Genomic DNA, 20,779 nt, shown 5'->3' with positions numbered 1-20,779 from the left:
TGTGAAACGGACTCAGGCGGTTAATTCCGCGCAAAAGGGGTCGAGCCTCCGGGCTCGCCCCCTTTTCGCAGCCTCTGTCCCAACTCGGCGGTGGGGCAGGGCAACAGTGCCCGGAGCCTAACTCCGCCTTAAGGCTGCTGCCGAGGGAACGGCAAAGTTCCTGGTCGGCAACGCCTGTGAATTTCGACACGCAACAGAGAATTGCGTGGACAGGTCTTCGTCGGGCATGGTGTGGGTTCTGTCAGGCCCCGCGTACGGCGTGACAAGCCGCCTCCCCTGGCGGCGACGCCACCTTCACGGTGACGGTGTGTGCGAACAACTGAAAACCGGTGAAGCCGTACGCCGCCCGAGATCCACCACCCCCGTCCCACCGGGGAACCGGGCCCGCGCCTCCCGTGACCAGCACCGGTGGAGGCCAGCGACAGGGGTAGGTCGCGTCCGCACGGTCACGCGCGGATGATGCTGGAAGGAAACCATGTGACTCGGATCTCGGTCCGGGGAGTTGCTGTGGCCTCCGCCACCGCCGTCACCGCTGTCGGTGCCGTCGTAGGCGTGGCCTCGGGCAATGAGGGCACGACCACGCAGACGGTCGATGTTGCCGGCGCCACTCTGCTCGCTGACATCCCCTCGGGCGCCCAGGCGCAGACCATCAGCGACAACATCGGCAGGCAGGCGGACGCGCAGGCCAGCGCCGCCGACGCCGCGGCCAAGAAGGCTGCGGAGGAGGCCGCCCGCAAGAAGGCCGCCCAGGTCGCCCAGGCCAAGGCGGACGCCGAGCGGGCCGCCAAGGAGGCCGAGGCCAAGCGCAAGGCCGAGGCTGCCAGCCGGGCCAAGGCGCGCTCGCTGCTGGCTGCGCCCATCGATGTGTCCCCGGGATCGGTCCAGGCGCTGGCCCGTTCCATCATCGGCAATGACACGCAGTTCCAGTGCTTCTCGCAGATCGTCACCCGGGAGAGCGGCTGGCGCTACACCGCCACCAACGCCTCCTCGGGCGCCTACGGTCTGGTGCAGGCGCTGCCCGGCTCCAAGATGGCCTCCGTGGGTGCCGACTGGCGCACCAACCCGGCCACCCAGATCAAGTGGGGCCTCAACTACATGAACTCCCGGTACGGCAGCCCCTGCGGTGCCTGGTCGTTCTGGCAGGCGCACAACTGGTACTGAGCGAGACCGCCCCTCCGGGCGGCAGCGACAGCACAACCCACGCACCACAGCGGGGACCAGGCGCAGCCCCTCGCGGGCTGCTCCGAGTTACGCCCTCGACCCCTTCCGGGTCGGGGGCGTACCTGTGTGTGCGGCCGGGGCGGAGCGGCCCTGGGTCCTCCGCCGGGGTACCGTCCCGGCAGCTCCTGCCTGGAGCAGCAGCAAATTGAGCCGACTTCACCGCTTTTGGGCGGAAAGCGCAGGGCATCCCGTCCGAGGTGGGCGCGGGCTGCGGGGATCGTCCGCGGTGCCAGCGGGTACGGTCGAGCACACAACCGGCACCGGAGCCGGGGGCGCGCCGCGGATCGCGGGCCGCGGAGGACGAGGGGGAGAGGGACGGTGTCTCGAATGTCGCGGGTCGGCAGATGGGGTGTTGTCGCCTGGGGGAAGTCTGCTGCCGCACGCACGGCGGCGCGGATGGAGGAGCGCCGCCGCGAGGCCGAGGAACTGCTCAGGCGGGAGGCGCAGCACCCCGGACCACCACCGGTGCCCGCCGACCCCCAGGTCCGCACCCCGCCGACCCCTGCCTCCTCCTCCTCCTACCACCGGGAGTCCCATCTGGGCCGGCCCGCGACACCCGCCGAGGCGGTGCCGTGGGCGCTGCGGGTTGCCGCCGAGTCCACCTGGCGGCTGCTGCTGCTGGGCGCGGCCCTCTATGTCGTCTTCCGGGTGGTCACCACGCTGCGCATTGTGGCGCTGGCCTTCATGGCCGCGCTGCTGATCGCCGCCCTGCTGCAACCCACGGTGGCCTGGCTGCGCAGGCACGGCCTGCCGCGGGCGCTGGCCGCGGCACTGACCTTCCTCAGCGGCCTGGTGGGGATAGGGCTGGTCGGCTGGTTCGTGGTGTGGCAGGTGACCACCAACCTGGAGTCGGTCACCAGCCGGGTCCAGCAGGGCGTGGACCAGTTGCGGGACTGGCTGGTCAAGGGGCCGCTGCATCTGACCGACAAGCAGATCAGCGACTTCGCCAAGCAGATCTCCAAGGCCATCGGCACCAACTCCGACGCCATAACCTCGGCGGGCTTCACCGGGGTCACCATCGCCGTCGAGGTGCTGACGGGTGTGGTCCTCGCCGCCTTCTGCACCTTCTTCCTGCTCTACGACGGCGAGCGGATCTGGCAGTGGACGCTGCGGGGGCTGCCCCGCCACTCCCGCTATGCGATGGCGGGGGCGGGACCGCGGGCCTGGGCGACGCTCACCAGCTATGTGCGGGGCACGGTGCTGGTGGCGTTCATCGACTCGGTCTGCATCGGTATCGGCATCGAGCTGCTGAACGTTCCGCTGGCCGTACCGCTGGCGGTGATCATCTTCCTGGGGGCGTTCGTCCCGCTGGTCGGAGCGCTGGTGACCGGAACGGTCGCGGTGCTGATCGCGCTGGTCACCCAGGGGCCCTTCACCGCCGCGATGGTGCTGGTGGTGCTGGTGGCCGTGCAGCAGATAGAGGGTCACCTGCTGCAGCCGCTGATCCTGGGACGGGCGGTGCGGGTGCATCCGCTGGCCGTGGTGCTGGCGGTGGCCTCGGGCTCGATCGTCGCCGGGATCGGCGGAGCCGTGGTGTCGGTGCCGCTGGTGGCGGTGACCAACACGGTGGTCGGCTATCTGCGCAGGCGCAACGCCGCAGGGCACGAGGTCTTCTCGGCGCTGGAGGCGGCACAGGACGAGCAGTTGGGGTACCCGCGCCCCGAGCCCTCCGAGGCGACAGGTGGTGCCACTGCGGCGGACGCCGCCGGTACGGACCGGGGCACGGCGCCGGAGGAGGCGGGGGGAAGCGGAAATCCCCCGTCCGGGCAGTCCGGTACGGGGGATTCCTGAGCTCGACGGCGTCCTGCCGGACCTGGGGACGGCCGGCTGCGGGAGTCGTGTGCAGCCGGCCCGGCCGGGGCCGCCGTCGTACCGCCGCCGCCCCGGGATTCCCCGCCCGGGACGGCGGCAGAGATCACTCGGAGGCGAGGGCGCCCTCGGCGTCCAGCGTGGCGGCGACCGCGGCGACGACCGCCGCGATCTTCGCGGCCTCCTGCACCGTCTCCCGCTCCACGCCGGCCTTGCGCAGCACCTGCTCGTGCGAGTCCAGGCACATGCCGCAGCCGTTGATCGCCGAGACGGCGAACGACCAGAGCTCGAAGTCGATCTTCTCCACACCGGGGTTGCCGATGACGTTCATCCGCAGACCGGCCCGCATGGTGCTGTACTCCTTGTCGGAGAGCAGGTGCAGCGTCCGGTAGTAGACGTTGTTCATCGCCATGATCGCGGCAGCGGACTTGGAGGCGGTGTACGCCTGCTCCGAGAGGTGCTCCCGCGCCTCCGGCTCCAGCTCGGTCAGCACCCGCGCGCTGCGCGAGGCGATCGCGCAGGCCAGCACGGTGCCCCAGAGCTGCTGCTCGGGGAGGCCGGAGTTGCCGATGACCGAGCCCAGGTTGAGCTTGAGGTCCTTGGCGTAGTCGGGGAGGGCAGCCTTCAGTGCGTCGAGAGCCACGGTGTCACTCGCCCGCGAGCAGCGCGACCGGGTCGAGAGTGGTCTCGCCCTTGTTCCAGTTGCAGGGGCACAGCTCGTCGGTCTGCAGGGCGTCGAGCACCCGCAGGACCTCCTTGGGGTTGCGGCCCACGGAGCCGGCGGTCACCATCACGAACTGGATCTCGTTGTTGGGGTCCACGATGAAGACGGCACGCTGGGCGTAGCCGTCCTCGCCCTCCACGCCGCAGTCCCGCATCAGCTCGTGCTTGGGGTCGGCGAGCATCGGGAAGGGCAGGTCGCGCAGGTCGGGGTGGTCCTTGCGCCAGGCGTGGTGGACGAACTCGGAGTCGCCGGACACACCGAGGATCTGGGCGTCGCGGTCGGCGAACTCCTCGTTGAGCTTGCCGAAGGCGGCGATCTCGGTCGGGCAGACGAAAGTGAAGTCCTTGGGCCAGAAGAAGACCACGCGCCACTTGCCCTCGTAGGTCTTCTGGTCGATCTGGGCGAACGCCTTCTCCGGGTCGAGGTCGACGCAAGCGGTGAGATCGTACGCGGGGAACTTGTCACCAATGGTGAGCACGTTCGCTTCTCCTTGAGCTCGTTGAGGGTCTTCGTCCGGGTTGCGTGTGGTTCCGCACCGTCTGGACACGATCCACACTCGCACGAGGATGTTTGATCCGTGAAATAGCTAGAATCGAAGCATCTGATCGGAGGTGGCTATCAGTACTCGAAAGCCCGGCAGTACCGGGGCCCGCGCCGGCAAGCCCGCCCACGGTGTGGTGAAGCCCACAGCTCCGCGTGCCGCCCGCACCCCCTCGGTCGCCCAGCTCAGAGCGTTCGCGGCGGTCGCCGACCACCGGCACTTCCGGGACGCGGCCACGGCCATCGGCACCAGCCAGCCCGCCCTCTCGGGGGCGGTGGCAGCGCTGGAAGAGGCGCTGGACGCGCAGCTGGTGGAGCGCACCACCCGAAAGGTCATCATCACCCCACTGGGCGAGCGTGTCGCCGAGCACGCGCGCCGGGTGCTGGCCTCGCTGCACTCGCTCACCGAGGAGGTCGAAGCCGCCCGGCGCCCCTTCACCGGGCCGCTGCACCTCGGTGTGATCCCCACCGCCGCCCCGTATCTGCTCCCCACCGTGCTGAGGCTGGTCCGGGACGGCTATCCGGATCTGGAGCTGCACGTCCACGAGGAGCGCACCTCCTCGCTGCTGGAGGGCCTGACCGGCGGCCGGCTCGATCTGCTGCTGATGGCGCTGCCCGCCGGCGGGTCCGTGCCGCTCCATGAGATCCCGCTCTTCGACGAGGACTTCGTCCTGGTCACCCCGGCCGACCATGCGCTCGCCGGACGCGCCGGAGTGCCCCGCGACGCCCTGCTCGACCTCGACCTGCTGCTGCTCGAGGAGGGCCACTGCCTGCGTGACCAGGCGCTGGACATCTGCCGCGACGTGGGCGCCGACCCGGCCGCCGGCACCACCCGCGCCGCAGGGCTCTCCACCCTGGTCCAGCTGGTGGCCGGCGGTCTGGGCGTCACCCTGCTGCCCGCCACCGCGCTGGAGGTGGAGGCCGGACGCTCCGACCGGCTGGCCGCCACCCGTTTTGCCGACCCGGCCCCCGGCCGCCGGATCGGCCTGGCCGCCCGCGCGGGTACGGCCCGCGCCGCCGAGTACGACCGCTTCGCCGCCTCCCTGCGGGAGGCGCTGCGGAAGCTGCCGGTACGGATCGTGGAGGCGCACTGATCACGCCCGCAGCGGTCGTGGAGGCGCACTGATCACGCCCGCAGCGGTCGCAGGGGCGGACTGAGCACATCGGGCCGCAGACCTCGGGCGTGGTCCGGCGGCGGTCAGCAGTCGGCGGCGGTCCGCTCGCCGGCCGACCGGGGCGCCGATCCGGCCACCAGTCGCGAGCCGCTGCCCGGCGCCCGGTCCACCGCCCAGGAGACCACCGCGAGCACCGCCCCCAGAGCGGCCAGGCCCGCTCCGACCAGGGTCGGGGACGTCCAGCCGAGCCCCGCGGAGAGCGCGGCGCCGCCCAGCCAGGCACCCTGGGCGTTGGCCACGTTGAACGCCCCCTGCACGGTGGCCGAGGCCAGCGTCGGCGCGTTCCTGGCCTTCTCCATCACCAGCGTCTGCACGGTCGGCACGATGGCGAAGCCGAAGACGCCCACCAGCATCACCGTGAGCGCCGCCGACCACTCGGCGTGCGCGGTCACGGCGAATGCCGCCAGGGTGAGCGCCAGCAGCACGAACGCCGCGCAGACGCTCGGGCGCAGCGCCCGGTCGGCGGCCCAGCCGCCCACCACGTTGCCGATGGTCATACCGACCCCGAAGAGCGACAGCACCAGGGTCATGGAGCCCGGGGCGAAGCCCGCGACCTCGGTCATCAGCGGCGCGATATAGCTGTAGCAGGCGAAGAAGCCGCCGCAGCCGAAGACCACGGTGGCCAGCGCCAGCCACAGCTGCCCGCTGCGGAACGTGGACAGCTCCCGGCGCAGCCCCGCGTGCTCATGGCTGGGCAGTGCCGGCATCAGCCGGGCGATGGCGGCGGTGCCCAGCGCGCCGATGGCGACCACCACCAGCATGGTGGCCCGCCAGCCCAGGTGCTGGCCCAGCAGGGTGGCCGCGGGTACGCCGACGATGTTGGAGACGGTCAGTCCGCCGAACATCACCGACAAGGCGCGCGCCCGAAGATGGGGCGCGGCCAGATCCGCGGCCGCCACGGCGCCCGCACCGAAGAACGCGCCGTGCGGCAGCCCGGTCACCAGCCGCGCCGCGGCCAGGAACCAGAACCCCGGCGCCACGGCGCAGAGCAGATTGCCGACCGTGAAGAGCGCGGCGAGGCCGATCAGCACGGCCTTGCGGGGCAGTCGGGCGGCGGCCGCGGTCAGCAGCGGCGCACCGATGACGACCCCGATCGCATAGGCGGAGATCAGCCAGCCGGCCCGGGGGATCGACACCCCCAGATCGCCGGAGATCTGCGGCAGCAGTCCCATCGCGGCGAACTCGGTGGTGCCGATCCCGAAGGCGGTGATGGCCAGGGCGACGAGCGCCAGAGGCATGGCGGAACGCTCCGGGGTGAGTTGCGGGCGGTGCCGGGGCACGGCTCGTCACCGTTGACGTCGTTCCCGGGGTCGCCTCCTAGCGAACCACACGCCACGGGCGACTCCCGCCGTCAGGGGTGGGTCATCCTCAGCACGTCCAGGGCCTCGTCCAGCTGCTGCTCGGTGATCCGGCCTGCTGCGACATGGCCGCGCTCCAGCACCACCTGCCGGATGGTCTTGCGCTCGGCCAGGGACTGCTTGGCGATCCTGGCCGCCTCCTCGTAGCCGAGGTAGCGGTTGAGCGGGGTCACCACCGAGGGGGAGGACTCGGCGTACTCCCGCAGCCTGGCCTCGTCGGCGGTGATGCCGTCGACGGTGCGGTCGGCCAGCAGCCGGGCGATGTTGGCCAGCAGCCGCACCGACTCCAGCAGATTGCGGGCGATCACCGGCATCATCACATTGAGCTCGAAGGAGCCGGACGCTCCGGCGAAGGCCACCGTGGCGTCATTGCCGATCACCTGGGCCGCCACCATCGCGGTGGCCTCGGGGATCACCGGGTTGACCTTGCCCGGCATGATCGACGAACCCGGCTGCAGATCCGGCAGGCTGATTTCGGCCAGGCCGGTGCGCGGACCGGAGCCCATCCAGCGCAGATCGTTGGCAATCTTGGTGAAGCCGACGGCCACCGTGCGCAGCTGGCCGCTCAGCTCCACCAGGGCGTCACGGGCGCCCTGCGCCTCGAAGTGGTTGCGGGCCTCGGTCAGCGGCAGACCCGTCGCCTGCGCCACCTCGGCGATCACCGCCGCGGCGAACCCCGGCGGGGTGTTGATCCCGGTGCCCACCGCCGTACCGCCCAGCGGCAGTTCGGCCACCCGGGGCAGCGAGGAGAGCAGCCGCTCCACCCCGTAGCGGACCTGCGCCGCATAGCCGCCGAACTCCTGACCCAGGGTGACCGGGGTGGCGTCCATCAGATGCGTCCGCCCGGCCTTCACCACCCGGGCGAACTCCACCGCCTTGCGCTCCAGCGCCGCCGCCAGCTGTTCCAGCGCGGGCACCAGGTCGCCGGTGACGGCGGCGGTCGCGGCGACATGGATCGAGGAGGGGAAGACGTCATTGGAGGACTGGCTGGCGTTGACCTCGTCATTGGGGTGGACGGGACGGCCGAGCCGCTCGCCCGCCAGGGTGGCGATCACCTCGTTGGCGTTCATGTTGGAGGAGGTGCCGGAGCCCGTCTGGAAGACGTCGACGGGGAAATGGTCGTCCCAGCGGCCCTCGGCCACCTCGTCGGCGGCCTCCTGGATCGCCTCCGCGGTGTCCTTCTCAGGACGCCCAGCTCCGCGTTGACCTTCGCCGCCGCAGCCTTGATCCGGGCCAGCGCCTGGATGTGCGCCCGCTCCAGCCGCTGTCCGGACACCGGGAAGTTCTCCACCGCGCGCTGGGTCTGCGCCCGCCACCGAGCCGCCGCGGGAACCTGTACCTCCCCCATGGAGTCGTGTTCGATCCGGTACCCGTCCTCGCCGCCTGCCATCCCTGAACCTCCCTCTCTCGGTCTCTCCTGGGCCAGCGTCCGTTGACGCCCGCTCTGTTCCCCGGCCACGGCCGAGCAGGGCATATGCGCCAAGCGTTAGGCCAAATGGGTCGATCGGCATATCTAAGGACCCCCGAATGCCGCACATGCCGAGCGCGCCGGGGCGTCGTTGGGGAGGAGTGACCTCTCCACATCTCATCCCCGCGCCGCCGCTCGGCATGCCGCAGCCCGAGGACGGCTGCGCCCGCCTGGGTGAGTGGCTCTTCGTGCCGCCGCCGCAGGACGACCAGGACGGGCGAGCGGTCGCCTGCCTGGAACGCGGCGGCGAACAGGTGCGCCTGGAGTACAGCTCCTGGCTGGTCGCCGACTTCGCCCGGTTGATCCGGCAGATCGAGTCCGACTTCACCCGGCGCATCGGGGCCCGGACGATGCGGCCCAACGGGTGAAGCAGACCGCAGGAGGGGAGCGGACACGCCATGTATGACACCAGGGAGAGCTACCTCCCGTACGGGGGGATGGGCGGCCACGAGGACTACGCCGTCGACCCGCAGGGCACCACCTACCAGCAGGACGGCTGGTACCTGGGGGAGCCGCTGCTGGACGTGCCGCCCTCCTTCACCCCGATCGCCGACCTGCTGGACGCGGGGCGCGACCCCTCCGGCGGCTTCCTCCCGCCGCAGCGGACGCCGGAGGAGGACGGCCCCCGGAGCGCCGTCGGCTTCGACCTGCCGCGCGCCCGCCGCCCGGTGCCGCACCGGCGGCGGCGCCCGCGGCCGCAGCTCGCCAGCTGGCCGCAGATCACCAGCTCCCTCTTCGGGGTGCTGACCACCTGCACCGTCACCGCGGTCTCCCTGCTGGGCTGGATCTTCTCCTATGCGCCGCTGCAGCAGCTGGCTTCCGCCCATGTCAGCGGCGGACTGGCCGAGTTGTGGCCGATCATCATCTACGGACCGTGGTTCGTGGCCTCGCTCTCCATCCTGCGGGCCGCCCTGGACCGCCGCCGGATCGCCCATTCCTGGGTGGTGCTGGGGATCTTCTCCGGCATGGCTGCGGTCCTCTGCGTGGCCTCGGCGTCGGCGACGCTCTCCGATGTGATCGTGGCGGGCCTGCCGCCCATCACCGCGGTGATCTCCTTCCACCAGCTGATCCGGCAGATGACCGCCACCCGGCGGGCCAGGCACGGCCCCACCCCGCCGCCGCGGCCGCGCACCAAGCAGAGCCGCTGAGCCGGGCGTCCCCGAGCCTGGCGTTCCCGAGCCGGGCGTCGAGCGCCGGCCGCCGCGGAGCTCCGCGGCGGCCGGCGCTCGGTGCGTTCGGTGCGTTCAGTGCGCCGAGGCGGTCCGCGCGGTGGTCGTGCCGGGGGTCTGCTCCACAGCGGGTGCCTTCCCGGGGGGCATGGGCGCGGCGGTGACCATCGCCCTTCCGTACGCACCCATGACGACCAGCATCACCACGAGGATCAGCAGCCACCGCAGATGCAGGCGGGCGGGCAGGCTCAGCAGCCACGGCAGCAGGCCGCCGTAGGGCGGCCTGCCGGACTGGCGCCTACGGTTGACACGGCGGCTCAACGGCGCCTCCTCCTGTTCCCGGACCGCGTGCGCGGCCGGCTGTGGCCGATGAGATCCCGGTAGGCCAGGAGCTCGAGCGGCATGTCGAAGGCCACCGCCGCCACGGTCTGGGGGCCGTGCGGGGTGTCCCTGGTGTACAGGGCCACAAAGCGCTCGGAGCGCAGCGAGCCCTCGACCACTTCCACCCGCTCCCCGAGGGCGGGGATGCCCGCCGCCTGGATGCGGGTGCCGTGCTGTTCCGACCAGAACCGGGGCACCGGGGTGAACCGTCCGGCCTTGCCGGGGCCGCGCAGCAGGGAGTCGGCGGCGTGCTGGCCCATCTCCACCGCGTGGATCAGGTGCTCGATCCGGCGCGGTGTCGCGTCGAAGCGCGGGTTGGGCCAGCGGGCCACATCCCCTGCCGCCACGATCCCCGGGACAGGACGGCCGGAGAGGTCGACCACATGGCACGTCGGGTCGCAGAGCACTCCGTCGGACACCTCGATGCCGCTGTTGCGCAGCCATTCGGTACGCGGCACGCTGCCGAGGCCGAGCACCACGAAGTCGGTCTCCAGGATGTCGCCGTCGTCCAGCCGCAGCCGCAGACCGTTGCCGGTCTCCACCCAGTCCGTGATCTGGGTGGAGAGCCGCACATCGACGCCGGCCCGCTGCTGGATTCCGCCGACCACCTCGCCGAGCTCGGATCCCAGGACCCGGCGCAGCAGAGGTGCGCTGTGCACCACCAGGGTGACGTCCATCCCGTGTTCGCGGGCGGTGCAGGCCAGTTCGCAGCCGACGAAGCCGCCGCCCAGGATGACCACATGGTGGGCGCGTGCCGTGTGCATGGCCCGCTGCACCGACACGGCGTCCTCCAGCGTGCGGATGGTGCGCACACGGTCGCTGAACACCGGCGCCTCGGGGAGGCGTTTGGCGTCGACCCCGGTGGCGATCACCAGTCCGTCGAAGGGGAGCCGTTCGCCGCCGCGCAGCTCCACGGCCCGCCGGCCGAGGTCCAGACCGATCATGCCGGTGTCCAGCAGCCAGTGGGCTTCCAGGGCTTCGTCTGCGCGGAACTCCAGTTGATCGGCGCCGAGCGCACCGGAGAGAAACTGCTTGGACAACGGCGGACGGCTGTAGGGAAGCCGGGGCTCCTCGCCGACCACGACCAACTCACCCTCGAAGCCCCGCTCCCGCAACCTGGTGGCAGCGCTGAGCCCGGCGAGTCCGCCGCCCGCCACCACGATCCGCCGCCGGCTCGCCCGGGAGGCCGATCCGCTGCGCGGCGGCAGCGCCGGCCGACGGTCGCCCCCTGCCGCTCCGGGATGCATACGGCCGCCGCGGATCGCGATGGCTTGCATCGGGCAGCACCGCACCGCCTGACGGGCTGCCGCCGCGAACTCACCGGGCACGTTGCGGGTGTAGTGCAGCGATCCGCCCTCGGAGATGCGGAAGACCTCGGGGGCCTCCTGCTGGCAGATGCCGTAGATGTGGCAGCGGTTGTTGTCCACGCTGATGCGGACGGGGTCGGCCTCGGGCACCAGTACCGGCCGCGCGGGCCCGAACGACTCGGCCGCCAGCACCGCGGGCGGGTGCTCGACCGGCGCAGGCAGCATGGGGACCGGTGCGTGGTGGACGACCGCTGCCTGGTGCGGGAGCGGTGAAGGTGCCTGCGGGTGGAGAGGCACGGGGTGGTGGAACGGTACCTGCTGGTGGAACGGTGCCTGCTGGTGGGGGGATGCCGGTACGGGCCTGCCGCGCGGCACCCCGGGCGCCGGCTGGTACGGGACGGGCGCCGAGGTCTGGGGCTGGGTCTGGGGCAGGGGCCAGTGGGGCATCGCATCCCGCGGCTGAGGGATGCCGGGTGCTGCCCTGTACGGCGGGGGACCGGCCGACGGGTACGGCGAGCCCGGGGCCGGCGGCAGCTGAGGCAGAGCGGTGTCGGCCTGTGGCGGGGGGTACGGCAGCGTCTCCGGCGACGGTTGCCCGCCCCCGTCCGGAGCGGGCCACGGCCACACATCCGGGGGGGTCGTCAACGGACGGCTCCGTCACCGAGGGCCGCGGAGCGCTGCCGCAGTCTGGACCGGGACGGGAAGGCGCGGATCAGGAACGCGAGGAGGCAGGCCCCCGCCCCGCCGGCGATGCCGATGGCGACCGGATTCACATGCCGCGGCTCCGGGTGCACGGTGTAGACATGCAGCCAGATCAGTGCGAAGGCCGCATAGGCGAGCTGATGGAAGCGCAGCCACCGGTGGTAGCCCAGGCGGCGCTGGAGCCACACCGAGCAGCCGACCGCGATGGCGAGTTCAAGGCCCAGAATGCCGAATCCGACGGGTATCCGCTGCACACCGCCGGTGAAGGGCACGGTGAGCTCGCGCAGCCCGATGTCCCACACCGGCTGATAGAGGAAGGTGATGCCGTGGATTGCCCCGAAGATCAGCGCGGAGAGGGCCAGGGTCATATGTGCGCCGTAGATCGTCGCCCGATTGACGGTGCGCTGCATGAACCTCAGCCGCAGCACCACTCCGAAGACCACGGTCGCCACCATGAGTGCATACGCGACGATCGCGGCCAGCCGGGCGATGCTGTGCGATCCCATGTCATAGGGGATCTTCTTGTCGTACGCGTCCAGCGGCGAGCCCGGTATCGGGGCGACCGAGACGGCGGCGGAGGCCTCCGGTGCGAGCAGTACGGACACGGTGAGCACCAGCAGCAGCGCGGTGAGCAGGCTCGGCAGTGCGAGAACGATCCGCCGCCGGCGGATCGCAGGCGCGCCTGTGGTCATTCCAGGACTCCTTGCGTCTGCGCGTTCTGGGAAACTTCGAAGTCCGTCACCGGTGGACGCCGGGCACGCCGTGCATACGTGCAGCGGTTCCGGGGAAGGTCCTGCGGAGAATCCTGCTTCCCCCTGCGGGTTTGTCGCTTCGGGCGTAGACGCTACACCAGGCGCCCCGGAGCCGATTGCCGTTCATTTCCGTTGCCGGACGGCGTCCTGCCCGCCATTTCAGTAAGTGTGCCCAAGGCGGCTTGAACGACGGAAATGTCATATTCGGGTATGGTTCGGGCGTATTTCCGTGGAATATTACGGGCGAATCACGCCGCACCGGGCGAGTTGGTGGAAAATGCAAGGGGCGGCGGGCACACCCCTCGGGTGTGCCCGCCGCCCCTGCCCGCTGTCGCGGTCAGCGCCTGCCGATGGTCAGCACCGGGCCGGTGGTGTCGGCAAAGAAGTCATTGCCCTTGTCGTCCACCACAATGAACGCCGGGAAGTCCTCCACCTCGATCCGCCAGACCGCCTCCATGCCGAGCTCCGCGTACTCCAGCACCTCGACCTTGCGGATGCAGTCCTGGGCGAGCCGGGCGGCGGGACCGCCGATCGAACCCAGGTAGAAGCCGCCGTGCTCGGCGCAGGCGTCGGTGACCTGCCGGGAGCGGTTGCCCTTGGCCAGCATCACCAGGGAGCCGCCCGCCGCCTGGAACTCCGCCACATAGGAGTCCATCCGGCCCGCGGTGGTGGGCCCGAAGGAGCCGGAGGCATAGCCCTCGGGGGTCTTGGCCGGGCCCGCGTAGTAGACCGGGTGGTCCCGCAGGTACTGCGGCATGCCCTCGCCGGCGTCCAGCCGCTCCTTGATCTTGGCGTGGGCGATGTCGCGGGCCACCACGAGGGTGCCGGAGAGCGACAGCCGGGTCTTCACCGGGTACTTGGACAGCTCGGCGCGGATCTCGTCCATCGGCCGGTTGAGGTCCACCCGTACGACCTCGTCGTCCAGGTGCGACTCGGTGGTCTCCGGCAGGTACTTGGCCGGGTCGGTCTCCAACTGCTCCAGGAAGACGCCCTCGGCGGTGATCTTGCCCAGCGCCTGGCGGTCGGCCGAGCAGGACACGGCGATCGCGACCGGGCAGGAAGCACCGTGCCGCGGCAGCCGGACGACCCGCACATCGTGGCAGAAGTACTTGCCGCCGAACTGCGCGCCGATGCCGATCTGCTGGGTCAGCTCATGGACCTTCTTCTCCAGCTCCAGGTCACGGAAGCCGTGCCCGGTCGGGGAGCCCTCGCTCGGCAGGTTGTCCAGGTAGTGCGCGGAGGCGTACTTGGCGGTCTTCAGCGCGAACTCGGCGCTGGTCCCGCCGACCACGATCGCCAGGTGGTACGGCGGGCAGGCCGCGGTGCCCAGCGAGCGGATCTTCTCCTCCAGGAAGGCCAGCATCCGCTTCTCATTGAGGACGGCCTTGGTCTCCTGGTAGAGGAACGACTTGTTGGCGCTGCCGCCGCCCTTCGCCATGAAGAGGAACTTGTAGGCGTCGCCGTCGGTGGCGTAGAGCTCGATCTGCGCCGGCAGGTTGGAGCCGGTGTTCTTCTCGTCCCACATGGTCAGCGGCGCCATCTGGGAGTAGCGCAGATTGAGCTTGGTGTACGCGTCGAACACACCGCGCGAGATCGACTCCTCGTCGCGGCCGGCGGTCAGCACCTGCTGGCCGCGCTTGCCCATGACGATGGCGGTGCCGGTGTCCTGGCACATGGGGAGCACCCCGCCGGCCGAGATGTTGGCGTTCTTCAGCAGGTCCAGCGCGACGAAGCGGTCGTTGGGGCTGGCCTGCGGGTCGTCCAGGATGCGGCGCAGCTGGGCCAGGTGGGCCGGGCGCAGGTAGTGCGAGATGTCGTGCATCGCCTCGGCGGTGAGCCGGCGCAGCGCCTCTGGCTCGACCTGGAGGAAGCGGCGGCCGCCTGCCTCGAAGGTGGAGACGCCCTCGGTGGTGATCAGGCGGTACGGGGTGGTGTCGGCACCCTGCGGAAGAAGGTCGGAGTAGGCGAACTCTGGCATGGCGGCCATCGGCGGGTGGTCCTCACTGACTGCGGGTGTGTCCGGCGACATCGACGAAGCGCCTTCCAGGTTAGATGCCCGCAGCGACTGCCCCCGGGGTGAGGTGGGCCTGCGTGACCGGGGTCACGCCGTGGCGCACAGGCGGCTGTTCGGCGCCCGCGCCGCTGACTACCCTTGGGCCGTGGACAACTCCTCTGCCCCGGACCCCAGTGCCAAGCGCACCCAGTCGCCCGTGCCGATGACCAAGCCGGCCACGGCGGAGTCCGAGCTGCGCGCCTCCGACGCCGACCGGGAGCGGGTCGCCGACATCCTGCGGGACGCCTTCGCCGACGGACGGCTCGATGTGGACGAGCACGCCGAGCGGATCGAGGCCGCGTACGCCGCCAAGACGCTCGGAGAGCTGGAACCGCTGACCCGGGACCTGCCGGCGCACACGGCGCCGCACGCCCCCAAGCCGGCCGCCGCGGCCGCCCCGGCAGGTCCGCCGCTGCCGCCGGCCCGCAGCTACTCGCCCAACGCGGTGGCGGTCTTCGGCGGCGCCGTCCGCAAGGGTCGCTGGCGGGTGGGCTCGCACCTCAAGGCGGTCGCGGTCTTCGGCGGCGTGGAACTCGATCTGACGGATGCCGTCTTCGAGTCGCCGGAGGTGCTGATCGACGTCACGGCGGTCTTCGGCGGGGTGGCCATCAAGGTGCCGGAGAACGTCTCCCTGCACGGCACCGGCGCGGGTGTCTTCGGTGCCTTCGATGTGCGCGAGCAGACCGCGGACGACCCGTACGCCCCCGTGGTGAGGATCCGCGGCGCGGCGGTCTTCAGCGGTGTGGAGGCCCGTCCCAAGCGGGGCAAGCAGCTCAAGGAGTGGGTCCGCAAGCAGCTGGACCGCTAGGGCCTGTCCGGCAGGCCCTGGGCGCCTCAGGGCGGTGCCGGGTGGGCGTGCGACGCCCGGCCGGCAGCCTCGGCCGTGTGTGCAGAAACGATCCGGCCCGGCCGGACACGGGGGCGCAGCGCGGGCCGCCCCGCGCTCTCCCGGCCCGCTCGGGTGCGGAGTCCGGGACGCGGGGGCGGTCGCGGTGTCCGCTGCGCCCCCGCTGTCCTGCGGAAACGGCCCGTTGGAGATCGCTGGAGCCGGGGTGGGGCGTAGAGCGGCGCGTTACGGCGCATGTGCCACATGCACACGCCTCGTCACGCCGTGCCCGCCTACTTGACATTCCGTGCAACGACTTGGGCGGCAACTGCGTGCGGTGTGCATGAATCGGCGGGGGGCCGGGTAGTTCCCTCTCCACATCGTCTGTTGTGCGACCGCGGGGTTCCGCAGGGGCTGGAAGTCGGCCAGGGGAAACTGCGGAGCGTGAAGGCCCGGACGCACACCGACACGAGCCCCCGTCGAGCCGTCGTCAGGAGTACGCCGTGCTGCACCCGATCGAGTCCACGAAGAGCGCCACCGACCAGAGCGTTCCGGGGCAGTTCAGCCCGAGCCAGCACGGACAGCAGAACGGACAGCACGGCGCGGGTGACGACTCCCCCTGGCACTCCGGGGCCGCCTGCCGACGCGACGAGGCGGGACTGTTCTTCGCCCCGTCCAAGGAACCCACCGCGGCCCGACTGGCCCGCGAGGAGGCGGCCAAGCGCGTCTGCGCCCGCTGCCCGGTGCTGCTGGAGTGCCGGGAGCACGCCCTTGCCCAGCCCGAGCCCTACGGCGTGTGGGGCGGACTGACCGCGGCCGAGCGCCGGGTGGTGCTGGCGCGCCGCAGGCGCCGCGAGATGGAGCTGCGCGCCGATGTGCAGCGCGTTCCGCGCGGGCATGTCGCGGCTGCCGGGTGACCGGTGACGGCGGGCGGGGACCGGCATACGCGACGGCGGGGCCCCGGAGGCGGATACCTCCGGGGCCCCGCCGTCGCGTTGCGCCCCTCAGTGCGCGCCGGTCGCCAGGGTGGGCTCAGTTGGCGCGGTCGAAGTCGATGGCGCTGTAGGCACGCAGCTTGGACAGCCGGTGCGTGGAGTTGATCTCCCGGATGGTGCCGCTCTTCGACCGCATCACCAGGGAGCTGGTGGTGGCCGTCTCGGAGCGGTAGCGGACGCCGGGCAGCAGCTCGCCGTCGGTGATGCCGGTGGCGACAAAGAACACGTTCTCCCCGCTGACCAGGTCGTCGGTGGTCAGCACCCGGTCCAGGTCGTGGCCGGCGTCCAGGGCCTTCTGCCGCTCCTGGTCGTCCTTGGGCCACAGCCGCCCCTGGATCACACCGCCCATGCACTTCATGGCGCAGGCCGCGATGATGCCCTCCGGGGTGCCGCCGATGCCCAGCAGCAGGTCCACACCGGTGCTCTCGCGGGCCGCCATGATGGCGCCGGCGACGTCGCCGTCCGAGATGAACTTGATCCGGGCGCCAGCCTCGCGGACCTCCTTGGCCAGGGCGTCATGCCGCGGACGGTCCAGGATCACCACGGTGATGTTCTCCACCGCGGTGCCCTTGGCCTTGGCGACCCGGCGGATGTTGACCGCCGGCGGTGCGGTGATGTCGACGTACTCGGCCGCCTCGGGGCCGGTCACCAGCTTGTCCATGTAGAAGACCGCGCTGGGGTCGAACATGGTGCCGCGGTCGGCGACCGCGAGTACCGAGACGGCGTTGCCCATGCCCTTGGCGGTCAGCGTGGTGCCGTCGACCGGGTCCACCGCCACGTCGCACTCCGCGCCGGTCCCGTCACCCACCCGCTCTCCGTTGTAGAGCATCGGGGCCTCGTCCTTCTCCCCTTCGCCGATGACGACCACGCCGTTCATCGACACGGTGTGCACCAGTGTGCGCATGGCCTTGACGGCGGCGGCGTCGGCACCGTTCTTGTCGCCCCGGCCGACCCAGCGGCCCGCGGCCATCGCGGCGGCCTCGGTGACGCGGACGAGCTCCAGGGCGAGGTTGCGGTCAGGGGCCTCCGGGGCCACCTCCAGGGGAGCGGGAAGATTGTGGTGGTTCTGGGCGGTCATCAGCGATACCTCTCTGCACGCGACGGCCGAAATGAGGGTGATCCGATCGTATCCGCGCAGCACGGGACGTGTCTGCGGCCCGGCCCCGGGCCACCCCGGATGCGGGGGCCCGGCCCGCCATGGGTCACCATGGGTGCGTGGCGAGCGATACGAGCACCAAGAGGGGCCGGCAGACCGTACGGGACATGATCCTGTCGCTGCTGGCGGTCGGCGCACTGGCAGCGGTGGTGTACTTCTTCATCCCGCACTCCGGCGGCGACCCCGTGAAGACGGTCGGCTACACCACCGATCTGGCCACCGCACGCCGCGCCGCGCCCTACCCCGTGCTGGCGCCGCAGGGGCTGCCCGCCCAGTGGCGGGCCACCTCGGTGCGGTACAGCGCCGACGACGACGGACACGCCACCTGGCACCTGGGGTTCATCACCCCCTCGGGCAGCTACGCGGCGATCGAGCAGAGCGACGACTCGGTCGGCGGGCTGGTGCGGGCCCAGGTCGAGGGCGGTGAGCCGGACGGCTCCGCCTCCGTCGACGGCGCGGACTGGAGCCGCTACCGGGGCGACCACTACCGGGCCCTGGTACGGAACGCCGACGGGGCAGCCACGGCCGTCACCGGTACCGCCAGCTACACCGAGCTTGCCCGGCTGGTGCAGGCGCTGAAGCAGTGAGCACGGCCCCGCACGGACGTTGAGCCGTGCGGGGCCGTTGTGCGTTCACAACCGCGGTCGTGGTTCCCGGAGCCCTGAGCCCGGAGCCCGGAGCCCTGAGCCGCGGGAGCGTGGCTCCCCGCCGGGCTGAACGCCCAGGGGCGCGGGGAGCCGCGACCCGGCACCTCCGAGGAGGGCCGGTCGGGTGGCTCCCCGCGCTCCTGATGACGCCCGGCCGGACGTCAGACCTCGCGGCGGAGGGTCGGCCGGGTGGAGGGTCGGCCGGCTGGAGGGTCAGACGGTGGTGACGACCTCGTCGTACTCCAGGCGCGGGTTCCGCGGGTACCAGGCGTCCGGGCCCGGCCGGCCGATGTTCACCACGGCCAGCACGGAGTGGTCGCCGTCCGCGAAGAACTCCTTGTTGATGCCCGCGGCGTCGTAGCCGGTCATCGGGCCCGCGGCCAGGCCGGCCGCGCGGATGCCCAGGATGAAGTAGCCCACCTGGAGCGCGGCGTTGAAGCTGCCGGCGTGCTCGCGGACCGGACGCTCGCTGAAGAAGAGGTCCTTGGCCTGCGGGAAGTGCGGCAGCAGCTTCGGCAGTTCCTCGTGGAACTCGTGGTCGGTGGCCAGCACGGCCACCAGCGGAGCCTTGGCGGTCTTCTCCTTGTTGCCATCCGCCATGTGCGACACCAGGCGCTCCCGGGCCTCCGCCGAGCGCACCAGCAGAATCCGCAGCGGCTGCTGGTTGAAGGCCGTCGGGGCGTACTTCACCAGGTTGTAGACGGCCTGCACCTGCTCGTCGGTGACGGGCTCGTCGGTGAAGGTGTTGGCCGTCCTCGCCTCACGGAAGAGCAGGTCCTGTGCAGCGGGGTCCAGCGCAAGCAGGTCCTGGGCGACGGTCGTCATGGGGGTTCCACCTCGGTTGTCCGGAAAGGAGCGGCCGGAAGTGCCGCTCTCCCCCGGCGCAACATTGGTGAACGTTCAACAGATTCCCCTTGGCCGAGGTGACCTGCCTCACGCCTCCGGCGCTGCCTCGGCACCCTCCTCGACGGCCAGTGCCGCATCCAGCCGCTGCCGGGCGCCGTCCAGCCAGCGGCGGCACACCTTGCCCAGCTGCTCGCCGCGCTCCCACAGCGCCAGCGACTCCTCCAGCGAGGTGCCGCCGGCCTCCAGCCGCCGCACCACCTCGAGCAGTGCGTCGCGCGCCTGCTCGTACCCCAGCGCATCGTCCACCGGGGCCTGCCCGCCGGGGATCTCCTCGTTCGCCATGCCTGCCAGCGTAGGGGGAAGGGCCGACAGACTCAGTCCGACTCGGTGACCGCCACCGTGAAGCCGCCCTCGGCCACCCGCGCGTGCAGCGCATCGCCCGCCGACACCTCGGCGGCGCTGCGCACCACCGAACCGTCCGGTCGCTGCAGCACCGCATAGCCGCGCTGCAGGGTCGCGGCGGGGGAGAGGGCCAGCACCCGGGCCAGCGTGTGCTCCAGGTCCGAGGAGGCCCGGTCCAGCTGGTGGCCCAGACAGCGCCGGGCCCGCCCCAGCAGCGCCACCGCCTCCGCCGCGCGGTCGTCCACCATCCGAAGCGGGGCCGCCAGCACCGGCCGGCTGAGCGTCGCCGCCAGGCCCGCCTGCTCGCGCTCCACCCGGCTGCGCACCGCATGGCGGGCCCGGTCCCGCAGCTGGGAGATCCGGGCCAGCTCCTCACCGACGTCCGGCACCACCCGCTTGGCGGCGTCGGTGGGCGTGGAGGCCCGCAGATCGGCCACGAAGTCCAGCAGCGGCTGGTCCGGCTCGTGCCCGATGGCGCTCACCACCGGGGTGCGCGCCGCCGCCACCGTACGGACCAGCTGCTCGTCCGAGAAGGGCAGCAGATCCTCCACGCTGCCGCCGCCCCGGGCCACGATGATCACATCGACCTCGGGGTGCTCGTCCAACTCCCGCACCGCGGCGACCACCTGGGCCACCGCGCTGGTGCCCTGCACCGCCACATTGCGCACCTCGAAGCGGACCGCGGGCCAGCGGTGCCGCGCATTCTCGAGCACATCGCGCTCGGCCGCCGACGCCCGCCCGGTGACCAGGCCGACGCACTGCGGCAGAAAGGGCAGCGGCCGCTTGCGGTCGGCGGCGAAGAGCCCCTCCCCGGCGAGCCGCCGCTTCAGCTGCTCCAGCCGTGCCAGCAGCTCGCCCAGCCCCACCGGGCGGATCTCCGCGGCGCGCAGCGACAGGGTGCCGCGGGCCGCGTACCACTCCGGCTTCGCATGCACCACCACCCGCGCGCCCTCGGCCACCACATCGGCGACCGGGTCGAAGACGCTGCGGAAGCAGGTGACGGTGATGGAGACGTCCTCCGACGGGTCGCGCAGCGTCATGAAGACCACGCCCGCGCCCGGCCGCCTGCTGAGCTGGGTGATCTGCCCCTCCACCCACACCGCGCCCAGCCGGTCGACCCAGCCGCCGATCAGGGTGGAGACCTTGGCTACCGGGATCGGCGCGTCCGCAGAGGTGTCGAGGGCCATGCCCACGAGCCTAGCGGCGGGGCACGACACTGCCGCCTCTCCTGTTCGAGGGCGCCCTCTA

At 71.8% G+C, this 20,779-nt stretch carries 19 protein-coding genes and 1 pseudogene; 8 read left to right on the top strand and 12 right to left on the bottom strand.

The features are described 5' to 3' along the window. Positions 1-459 precede the first annotated feature (459 nt). Entirely contained in the window at positions 460-1,161 is a 702-nt protein-coding gene (locus AB0761_RS15670) for a transglycosylase SLT domain-containing protein (RefSeq protein ID WP_377274136.1), read from the top strand. A 387-nt stretch (positions 1,162-1,548) separates the two neighbouring features. Then, complete coding sequence (locus AB0761_RS15665; RefSeq protein WP_377274134.1) at positions 1,549-3,012, top strand: AI-2E family transporter; 1,464 nt, start codon at positions 1,549-1,551, stop codon at positions 3,010-3,012. A gap of 124 nt (positions 3,013-3,136) precedes the next feature. Here the strand turns inward: AB0761_RS15665 and AB0761_RS15660 are convergent, their stop codons facing one another. After that, entirely contained in the window at positions 3,137-3,673 is a 537-nt protein-coding gene (locus tag AB0761_RS15660; RefSeq protein ID WP_377269629.1) for an alkyl hydroperoxide reductase, read from the bottom strand. A gap of 4 nt (positions 3,674-3,677) precedes the next feature. Further along, complete coding sequence (locus tag AB0761_RS15655) at positions 3,678-4,232, bottom strand: peroxiredoxin (RefSeq protein ID WP_377269627.1); 555 nt, start codon at positions 4,230-4,232, stop codon at positions 3,678-3,680. A gap of 196 nt (positions 4,233-4,428) precedes the next feature. On the opposite strand from AB0761_RS15655, the gene AB0761_RS15650 reads away from it, so the two are divergent. Continuing rightward, positions 4,429-5,388 (top strand): LysR substrate-binding domain-containing protein, encoded by a 960-nt coding sequence (locus AB0761_RS15650; RefSeq protein ID WP_377274132.1) that lies wholly within the window; start codon positions 4,429-4,431, stop codon positions 5,386-5,388. A 104-nt stretch (positions 5,389-5,492) separates the two neighbouring features. On the opposite strand, the gene AB0761_RS15645 is transcribed toward AB0761_RS15650, so the two are convergent. Together AB0761_RS15645 and AB0761_RS15640 are read right to left on the bottom strand one after the other, a co-directional pair. Beyond that, positions 5,493-6,707, bottom strand: coding sequence for an MFS transporter (locus AB0761_RS15645; protein WP_377269626.1), 1,215 nt, complete (start codon positions 6,705-6,707; stop codon positions 5,493-5,495). Between the two features lie 113 nt (positions 6,708-6,820). After that, positions 6,821-8,217, bottom strand: a pseudogene (locus AB0761_RS15640) (class II fumarate hydratase). Positions 8,218-8,396: 179 nt separating this feature from the next. On the opposite strand from AB0761_RS15640, the gene AB0761_RS15635 reads away from it, so the two are divergent. Both AB0761_RS15635 and AB0761_RS15630 read left to right on the top strand, forming a co-directional pair. Then, entirely contained in the window at positions 8,397-8,663 is a 267-nt protein-coding gene (locus AB0761_RS15635; protein WP_377269625.1) for a hypothetical protein, read from the top strand. A 30-nt stretch (positions 8,664-8,693) separates the two neighbouring features. Next, complete coding sequence (locus AB0761_RS15630) at positions 8,694-9,443, top strand: DUF2637 domain-containing protein (RefSeq protein WP_377269624.1); 750 nt, start codon at positions 8,694-8,696, stop codon at positions 9,441-9,443. 96 nt (positions 9,444-9,539) lie between these two features. Here the strand turns inward: AB0761_RS15630 and AB0761_RS15625 are convergent, their stop codons facing one another. From AB0761_RS15625 to AB0761_RS15610, 4 genes are all read right to left on the bottom strand, one after another. Continuing rightward, positions 9,540-9,785, bottom strand: a complete 246-nt coding sequence (locus AB0761_RS15625; protein WP_377269623.1) for a hypothetical protein — start codon at positions 9,783-9,785, stop codon at positions 9,540-9,542. Further along, the gene (locus AB0761_RS15620) at positions 9,782-11,599 is read right to left on the bottom strand and encodes an FAD-dependent oxidoreductase (protein WP_377269622.1); all 1,818 of its coding nucleotides are present in this window, start codon (positions 11,597-11,599) and stop codon (positions 9,782-9,784) included. Before AB0761_RS15620 ends, AB0761_RS15625 begins: the two co-directional genes overlap by 4 nt. 194 nt (positions 11,600-11,793) lie before the next feature. Then, a complete protein-coding gene (locus AB0761_RS15615) occupies positions 11,794-12,546 on the bottom strand; it encodes a ferric reductase-like transmembrane domain-containing protein (RefSeq protein WP_377269620.1) in 753 nt (250 codons plus the stop codon). 397 nt (positions 12,547-12,943) lie between these two features. Then, positions 12,944-14,584, bottom strand: a complete 1,641-nt coding sequence (locus AB0761_RS15610) for a fumarate hydratase (RefSeq protein WP_377274130.1) — start codon at positions 14,582-14,584, stop codon at positions 12,944-12,946. Positions 14,585-14,765: 181 nt separating this feature from the next. On the opposite strand from AB0761_RS15610, the gene AB0761_RS15605 reads away from it, so the two are divergent. Continuing rightward, positions 14,766-15,467: a DUF1707 domain-containing protein gene (locus tag AB0761_RS15605; RefSeq protein WP_377269619.1), complete on the top strand. Its 702-nt coding sequence runs from the start codon at positions 14,766-14,768 to the stop codon at positions 15,465-15,467. A 521-nt stretch (positions 15,468-15,988) separates the two neighbouring features. After that, on the top strand, positions 15,989-16,402 hold the full coding sequence (locus AB0761_RS15600; RefSeq protein ID WP_377269617.1) for a WhiB family transcriptional regulator: 414 nt from the start codon (positions 15,989-15,991) through the stop codon (positions 16,400-16,402). A gap of 115 nt (positions 16,403-16,517) precedes the next feature. Here AB0761_RS15600 and glpX read toward each other — a convergent pair whose 3' ends face one another. Continuing rightward, the gene (glpX, locus tag AB0761_RS15595; protein WP_377269616.1) at positions 16,518-17,558 is read right to left on the bottom strand and encodes a class II fructose-bisphosphatase; all 1,041 of its coding nucleotides are present in this window, start codon (positions 17,556-17,558) and stop codon (positions 16,518-16,520) included. Between the two features lie 137 nt (positions 17,559-17,695). Here glpX and AB0761_RS15590 point away from each other — a divergent pair, with 137 nt between their 5' ends. Beyond that, positions 17,696-18,223, top strand: coding sequence for a DUF4245 domain-containing protein (locus tag AB0761_RS15590; RefSeq protein ID WP_377269615.1), 528 nt, complete (start codon positions 17,696-17,698; stop codon positions 18,221-18,223). Positions 18,224-18,496: 273 nt separating this feature from the next. Here the strand turns inward: AB0761_RS15590 and AB0761_RS15585 are convergent, their stop codons facing one another. The 3 genes from AB0761_RS15585 to xseA form a co-directional block, all read right to left on the bottom strand. Continuing rightward, positions 18,497-19,108 (bottom strand): malonic semialdehyde reductase, encoded by a 612-nt coding sequence (locus AB0761_RS15585; protein ID WP_377269613.1) that lies wholly within the window; start codon positions 19,106-19,108, stop codon positions 18,497-18,499. Positions 19,109-19,216: 108 nt separating this feature from the next. Then, complete coding sequence (locus AB0761_RS15580; protein WP_377269611.1) at positions 19,217-19,471, bottom strand: exodeoxyribonuclease VII small subunit; 255 nt, start codon at positions 19,469-19,471, stop codon at positions 19,217-19,219. 32 nt (positions 19,472-19,503) lie between these two features. Then, positions 19,504-20,718: an exodeoxyribonuclease VII large subunit gene (gene xseA, locus AB0761_RS15575; RefSeq protein WP_377269609.1), complete on the bottom strand. Its 1,215-nt coding sequence runs from the start codon at positions 20,716-20,718 to the stop codon at positions 19,504-19,506. Between the last annotated feature and the right edge of the window lie 61 nt (positions 20,719-20,779).

This window comes from Peterkaempfera podocarpi, from assembly GCF_042466665.1.
GTDB lineage: Bacteria > Actinomycetota > Actinomycetes > Streptomycetales > Streptomycetaceae > Peterkaempfera > Peterkaempfera podocarpi.
This window is presented reverse-complemented; position numbering and strand designations above follow the sequence as displayed.

Bases quoted from the DNA above. Each gene is read 5' to 3' on its own strand.
- AB0761_RS15670 (WP_377274136.1), top strand. From the start codon at position 460: ATGCTGGAAGGAAACCATGTGACTCGGATCTCGGTCCGGGGAGTTGCT.
- AB0761_RS15665 (WP_377274134.1), top strand. From the start codon at position 1,549: ATGTCGCGGGTCGGCAGATGGGGTGTTGTCGCCTGGGGGAAGTCTGCT.
- AB0761_RS15645 (WP_377269626.1), bottom strand. From the start codon at position 6,707: ATGCCTCTGGCGCTCGTCGCCCTGGCCATCACCGCCTTCGGGATCGGC.
- AB0761_RS15630 (WP_377269624.1), top strand. From the start codon at position 8,694: ATGTATGACACCAGGGAGAGCTACCTCCCGTACGGGGGGATGGGCGGC.
- AB0761_RS15620 (WP_377269622.1), bottom strand. From the start codon at position 11,599: ATGCCCCACTGGCCCCTGCCCCAGACCCAGCCCCAGACCTCGGCGCCC.
- AB0761_RS15615 (WP_377269620.1), bottom strand. From the start codon at position 12,546: ATGACCACAGGCGCGCCTGCGATCCGCCGGCGGCGGATCGTTCTCGCA.
- AB0761_RS15610 (WP_377274130.1), bottom strand. From the start codon at position 14,584: ATGCCAGAGTTCGCCTACTCCGACCTTCTTCCGCAGGGTGCCGACACC.
- glpX (WP_377269616.1), bottom strand. From the start codon at position 17,558: ATGACCGCCCAGAACCACCACAATCTTCCCGCTCCCCTGGAGGTGGCC.
- AB0761_RS15585 (WP_377269613.1), bottom strand. From the start codon at position 19,108: ATGACGACCGTCGCCCAGGACCTGCTTGCGCTGGACCCCGCTGCACAG.
- AB0761_RS15580 (WP_377269611.1), bottom strand. From the start codon at position 19,471: ATGGCGAACGAGGAGATCCCCGGCGGGCAGGCCCCGGTGGACGATGCG.
- xseA (WP_377269609.1), bottom strand. From the start codon at position 20,718: ATGGCCCTCGACACCTCTGCGGACGCGCCGATCCCGGTAGCCAAGGTC.